5 protein-coding genes and 2 pseudogenes are annotated in these 6,570 nt (G+C 42.5%); all 7 read left to right on the top strand.

Annotated elements, in window-relative coordinates; genetic code table 11:
- A partial coding sequence (locus tag NWQ57_RS22625; protein ID WP_306024459.1) for an MFS transporter occupies positions 1-594 on the top strand: 594 nt, incomplete at its 5' end.
- A gap of 33 nt (positions 595-627) precedes the next feature.
- The gene (locus NWQ57_RS22620) at positions 628-1,632 is read left to right on the top strand and encodes a LacI family DNA-binding transcriptional regulator (RefSeq protein ID WP_306024458.1); all 1,005 of its coding nucleotides are present in this window, start codon (positions 628-630) and stop codon (positions 1,630-1,632) included.
- A gap of 137 nt (positions 1,633-1,769) precedes the next feature.
- The gene (locus NWQ57_RS22615) at positions 1,770-4,007 is read left to right on the top strand and encodes a tetratricopeptide repeat protein (RefSeq protein ID WP_306024457.1); all 2,238 of its coding nucleotides are present in this window, start codon (positions 1,770-1,772) and stop codon (positions 4,005-4,007) included.
- Between the two features lie 106 nt (positions 4,008-4,113).
- A pseudogene (locus NWQ57_RS22610) lies at positions 4,114-4,527 on the top strand (IS5 family transposase); the annotation flags it as partial.
- 252 nt (positions 4,528-4,779) lie between these two features.
- Positions 4,780-5,052 (top strand): annotated as a pseudogene (locus NWQ57_RS22720) (transposase domain-containing protein); the annotation flags it as partial.
- A complete protein-coding gene (locus tag NWQ57_RS22605; protein ID WP_372340965.1) occupies positions 5,041-5,745 on the top strand; it encodes an IS4 family transposase in 705 nt (234 codons plus the stop codon). The pseudogene NWQ57_RS22720 and the gene NWQ57_RS22605, both read left to right, overlap by 12 nt.
- Positions 5,742-6,110, top strand: a complete 369-nt coding sequence (locus NWQ57_RS22600) for a hypothetical protein (RefSeq protein WP_306024456.1) — start codon at positions 5,742-5,744, stop codon at positions 6,108-6,110. The genes NWQ57_RS22605 and NWQ57_RS22600 overlap by 4 nt, the downstream gene beginning before the upstream one ends.
- Positions 6,111-6,570 lie beyond the last annotated feature (460 nt).

The following is a 6,570-nucleotide window of genomic DNA, read 5'->3' as shown; positions in this document are numbered from 1 at the left end:
GCCCTGGATTTCTACTTATTGGTTTATTTTGTGCAGGCAGGCGATGTGGCCGCAGGGGCTAATTGGAAAGGCATTTTGTCGAGTTGTTTTGCGGTGTTTTCTTTAGTGCTGCTACCGCTTATCACTTATATTGCGTTGCGCTATGGCAAAATAGCTACTTTGATTGGAATTTATTTTATCAGTGCCCTGGGATCGTTAGCCAAATGGTTTATTTATGTACCAGGCAATCAAGCAGCGGTTGTCATTGATGCGCTACTTGGCGCATCATCTTTTGTTGCTATTGCGGCAATTTTACCGACTATGTTGGCTGATTTGAGTGCCAAAACAAAACAGCAATCAGGTTATGGTTACCAGGGATATTTTGTTGCGGCACAAAATAAGTTTGTAAATTTTAGTATTGTAGGTGCCATGTTAGGCACTGGCGTGCTGTTAAATATAATCGGATTTGACGCCAGGTTAGGTGAGTTACAAAGTGAGCAAAGTTTGTTTTGGATGCGTATCTGTTTAGCCGGTGGCACCTTTTGCTTAAATGGGGTTTCACTGCTGATCCTGCTTAAGTATCCTTTTACCGATAAACAACAAATAATGCGTTAGTGGGCTGTAATGACAAACTGGATCAAGGGTTAAATGCCAAATATAAAAGATATTGCTAGAGCTGCCGGAGTCTCTCCAGCAAGTGTATCTCGCGTCATTAATAATGGTCCTAAAGTCGGGCGAGAAACGCGCGAACGGATAAAACAGGTGATGCGTGACATGGGCTATTCGCCTAACGCTAATGCTCAAGCCATCAATGATCAAAATAACACCTCAATTGGTATCGTATTGGCTGATTTAGTCGATCCGTTTTTTTCTGCTATGGCACATGGCATTGAACAGGTTGCTACCCTAAAAAATGTGCAAATTTTTATGAATTCGGGCGCTTTTGAAAGGGAAACGGAACTAAGAGCAATTGAAACCTTGTTAGAGCATCGTTATAAAGCCATGGTTATTCACAGTTCAGCGTTAGAAGATAATGTACTTATCGGATTTGCCAGAAAAGTGCCAGGGTTGGTGCTGATTAATCGTTATATAGATGAAATTGCCGAACGTTGTGTGTGGCTGGACGATGCAATGGGCGGCCAGTTAATGGCCGATTACATCTGCTCGCAAGGCCATAGCGCTATTGCCATCATCGATGCGCCCAATAATTTATCCAATAGTACCAATCGATTATCCGGGGCCTTAACATTTTTAAAGCAACGCCAACTTAGTCCGCCAATCCAATTAATTGAACATGCAGAAGCGACCTACGAAGGTGGCCGGGTTGCAGTGCAAAACTTATTGGCTTCTGGTATCCCATTCAGCGCTATTTTGGCTCACAACGATGCCATGGCAATCGGCGCAATATCGATGTTAGATGCTCAGGGCATAAATGTCCCAGATGATGTGTCAGTGATAGGTTTTGACGATTTAATGCTAGCAAGGTGTATTAAACCCAAATTAACCACCATCAATAATCCGATTGAAGAAATGGCCATAAAAGCTACGGAATTAGCCTTAGCCAATAGTCAGCAACACACAGGTAATCAACCAAGAATGGCTGCATTTAAACCTGAATTGGTTATTCGTCAATCAGTCAAAGGTCTTCGATAAACCATTGGCGGAGCCAATTTTTTGACCTCCAAATTTAATATTATTTATATAATATCAAAGTGTTAATTTAAATTTAGGCAAGTCATTACATTTGATTTTTTCTTTTTAAAAATAATGTCATCGGTGCTATTCGTTATATGAAAAAATTTATATCGTTGGGGTTCTTTATTATTTGTTTGGGTTCTTCAATCAAGATTTGTGCTAGTTCTACTACCTATATAGGCTCTGATACCTGTGCAGGATGCCATCAAACAGAGCATCAACAGTGGTTAAGCTCTGATCATCATAAAGCCATGCAAAAGCCAAACGACACAACAGTGTTGGGTGATTTCAATAATGTCAGCGTTGAATTTCATCAAATCCAATCACGTTTTTTTCAAGACAAAGGTGATTACTTTGTTGAAACACTAAATAAAAACGCCGAAAAACAAACGTTTAAAGTAGTGTACACCTTTGGTTTCAATCCTTTACAGCAGTATATTTTACAAACTGAGCAAGGACATTTGCAGGCCTTTAACATCGCCTGGGACAGCCGTGCAAAAGCGCAAGGCGGTCAGCGCTGGTATCACTTACAGCCCGACGAAACAATTACACCTGATCATCCGTTTTTCTGGCAACGGCATTTTCAAAACTGGAATAGCCGCTGTGCGGAATGCCATACCACCGGATTCCAAAAACAATATGAGGTTGATACCCATAGCTACAATAGTCAGTTTTCTGAACTTAATGTAGGCTGTGAAAGTTGCCATGGCGCAGGACAACAGCATCAACAACAAGCACAAGCTGGAAAATTTGATCCACAATGGGGTTTTGCTGAAAAACTCACGTCAGCACCGCTATTTACCTTTGCGGCCAACGCCCCTATCGCTAATCTTGCCTCACCAAGTAACGAGCAGTATTTACAACAATGTGCCAGTTGTCACTCGCGGCGCCTGCCCTTGCAACAACAAAACGAGTCAAACAGCCCTGACTATCATCAGGCGTTTCGCATTGATATGTTGAGCAGTAATTTATATTTTGATGATGGCCAGATTCAGGACGAGGTGTTTGTCATGGGTTCGTTTTTACAAAGTAAAATGGCTAAAGCAGGCGTTACTTGTTCTAATTGCCACAATCCACACAGTGGAAAACCTCGATTTGAGGGCAATCAACTTTGTAGTCAGTGCCATAATGCCTCCACTTATGATGTACCTGAACATCATCAACACAAAGTGGATACCCAGGGCGCTATGTGTGTCAATTGTCATATGCCAGAGCGCACCTATATGCAGGTTGATGAGCGGCGTGACCACAGTTTTGTTATACCCAATGCCGACGTATCTGCGGCTATTAACTCGCCCAATGCCTGTATTAATTGCCATCAAGAGCAAGGCCTCAGTTGGGTTAGCGATAAACTCAAACAATGGCCTCGCACAGCATCGGCCAAAAATGGCTTAGGGCATTGGTCAACGATACATTTATTGGCACCTGAAAAGCAGGTAGCTTTTGCTCAGCAGCAATTCACTCAAGTCACGCCCCTGGTGGCAGCAAAATTACTTGATGTGATTAATCTGCAACCAACTCAGGCCTCAGTCAATTTAGCGGTTGAACACTTGCAAGCCCAAGAGCCATTGCTACGTCGTGGCGCTATTAATGTATTGCGCAGGTTGCCTGTGGAGCAGGTGACTCCCTTGCTTGAACCTTTGTTTAAGGATCCGGATAGCAGTGTGCGTTTTGATGTTGCCAGCACCTTTTCAGGCTGGTTAAGTCAGTTACCTCACAAAGATTTGCCACGTATTCTGGCGGGGCTGGAAGAATACCAACAAAGTTTGTTGCTGACCGCCGATTTCCCCAATTCGCAGATTAGTCTGGCACATATAGCCATGGCAAAAGGCAAGCCAACTGACGCGCAACGGCATTTTGAACAAGCACTAAAAATAGCGCCTCATTTACCAGTGGCCATGTTGGCATATGCGGATTTTTGGCGGCAAATGGCCAACAGTGAAAAAGAACAAGCTGTTTTAGCGCGCGCAGTCAAAATTAACCCGGATTTTGCAGATGTATTACATCAATATGGTTTGTATTTTGTACGGCAGAAACAGTATAACCAAGCTGCAAAATGGCTGGTAGCAGCGGCAAAATTGAATGACGCGCAAGCCTATTATGCATATGTAGCCGCGTCTGCGTTAGACACCATTGGTCGTACTAAAGAAGCGGTTAATTTACTACTGGAAGCCAATCAACGTTGGCCAAATCAATTGGATTTGCTGTTCAGCTTGGGCCTATATGCAGATAAAACAAAAGACGCAAACAGCATACAAGAAGCTTTGAAAACCTTAACGGTGCTATTGCCTAATCATCCCCAAGTCAAGCAATGGCAAAGCCGCTTTCCTTAATCTGCTATTTTACATTAGGGCTTGTTGATCTTTCAGGTATAAAAAATAAACAGCATGAAGATAAGGTATAATTAAATTCGCCAAGAAAACTTTATACCGAACCTCCATGCCTAGATCAATGTTAACAGATGAAACATGGGATGTCCTAACCAGAGTCATGCACCTCATTGGTAGAATTTATAATGAACCCGAGCATAGGAAAACGCTCGAAGGCATACTATATAAGATGCGTACCGGCATTCCATGGAGAGACCTTCCACCTTATTTTGGCGCGTGGAGTGCTATTTATAGGCGGTTTAATTTGTGGTCGAAAAAAGACATCTTGAACGAATTATTTCGCGTTTTATCTCGTGATGCAGACACCGATTGGTTATTTATTGATGGCAGTATTGTCAGGGCGCATCAGCATAGCACCGGCGCTGCAACCGCTTACGATGAGTCAATCGGGATGAGTAGAGGTGGGAATTCCACCAAAATTCATCTTATAGTTGATTCCGGTGGGTTTACTGCCAAATGGGAGCGGATTAATACTTAGCTGGTCATAAGATTCTTCCATAATGATTCGCGCTATAATTGAACTGCTGTTCAATGAATTCCGGAAATTCTGTGTATTGCTTTTCCAAATGCAAAGGTGACTTTTTTATATTTTCAATCTCGTTAACTAAATTGGTCGGGGAAAAGCATCAGCTCTCTCTTTAAAATTTCAAAACACTTGTTAGTCCTACTGTTAGTCTCAAACTTATGTAAAATTTCAACTCTCTCACTTTGAGTCATCCATATAAGCGGTCGCTCAATAACAGGAACTTTCAAGGTAATTGGTGAAAGGAGTAAACAGCTCAACAGAGTTAAAACCTTCCTCGATGCCGATATTCTTGAGCAGGCTTTCGAATTTTCTGGCGTCGCAACGGTTCGCAGGCGGCGCTTGCCTCTGGACGCCGTCATGTGGTCAGTCATTGGCGAGAGCTTTTTTCGCAATGAAACGGTGTAGGATATTTCCAGCAAACTGGATATTTCACTCCCTGGGAAAAACAAGCTGGTTGCCACCAGTGCACTAGTACAAGCCAGACAACGCTTAGGTTATGAAGCAGTAAGACACAGCTTTGAACTGCTGGCGAAGCGTACTTTTGAGACACAATCATTTGAACAATGGTGTGGTTTAAACCTGCTTGCCGTTGACGGTGTGATGTATCGAACGCAAGATAATATTGAAAACCGTACTGCGTTTGGCAGTGAAACCAATCATCATGGTGAAAGCAGTTACCCACAAATTCGCATGTATTGTCTGATGGAGTTGTACAGTCATTTGATGATTAACAGCGAATTTGATGGCAGACAAATCGGAGAAATGACACAGGCACAACGTCTCATACCGTCTGCCCCCGATAACTCATTAACGCTGTTTGATAGAGGCTATTACTCGCTAGGATTGTTATATGACTGGCAAAATAGTGGACAAGATACCCACTGGATGCTGCCAGCAAGAAAAGATTTGCAGTTTGACGTCATACGACAACTCAATGAGTACGATGCCATTGTTGCCTTAACCACAAGCCCTCAAGCCCGAAAGAAATTTGCACACCTCCCTGCGCAAATTGAAGCGCGTTTAACGACGTATACTGCCCATGGCAAGACCTATCGGGTATTAAGTTCACTGACTGAGCCACTGCGCTATCCCTATGATGAATTACTGACGTTTACACCCAGCGTTGGGAAATTGAACTGGGTTTTAGAGAAATGAAACAAGGACTTCACCAGGAAAATCATGCATTGCGCAGTAAAAAGCTTGATATGGTGCGTCAGGAACTATGGGGATTATTACTGGCTTACAATCTGGTACGTATAGTGATGATTGATGCAACCAAGGAGCAAGATGAACGGACACCCACTATGTTAAGTTTCAACTTGTGCATGCGCCACGTTGTCACATTTTTCATCACCGCGACCATACGCAATGCCAGTAAACTGCCAGTCCGTCACCAGGACCTGTTAGATACGCTTAGATTATTCACATTGCCAAATAGAAAACCTGACAGACACTACCCAGGAGAAGTCAGAAAAAATCTCAGAAATATCCCTATAAAAAATGCCAGTCAGCTTAACTGACTGGCATTAGAACTACTAACAGTTCTTTTGTTTTCAGCTGTGTACTGAAAGTTAACAATGTTAGCTAAACATCACTAACCAACACCTATTACAACACGGCCAAACAACGGCCTTAATCAAATTTTTATTCTCGTGAGAGTAGTGATTACGTGCTATTGGCTGCTAGCTCAAAATATTATTATTTGACAAAACAACCTGCTCTTTTCCCAATACTTGGAACTTTATTTTTAGTGCGCTTTTATACTTGAGAAAGATTAATCTAGGCAGATAGTATGTTTTCGCAGGGGTTAATATTGGTTATTTTTAGCCACTGTTTTTAAGCGTTTTCGTGACGTGACCGTGACCATCGGTGTTAATCGTTGTAAAACGCTCTCGACGTGATTTTCTTTGAAAGCCTTTATTTATGCGGGTTTGACGTTTTTCGCCGGGGTAGACCGATTAACACCTTTTCGCAGGGGTA

The organism is Paraglaciecola sp. (assembly GCF_030730205.1).
In the GTDB taxonomy this organism is placed as follows: Bacteria; Pseudomonadota; Gammaproteobacteria; order Enterobacterales; family Alteromonadaceae; genus Paraglaciecola.
Note: the sequence above shows the minus strand (reverse complement) of the source record. Positions and strands in the feature narration are given on the sequence as shown.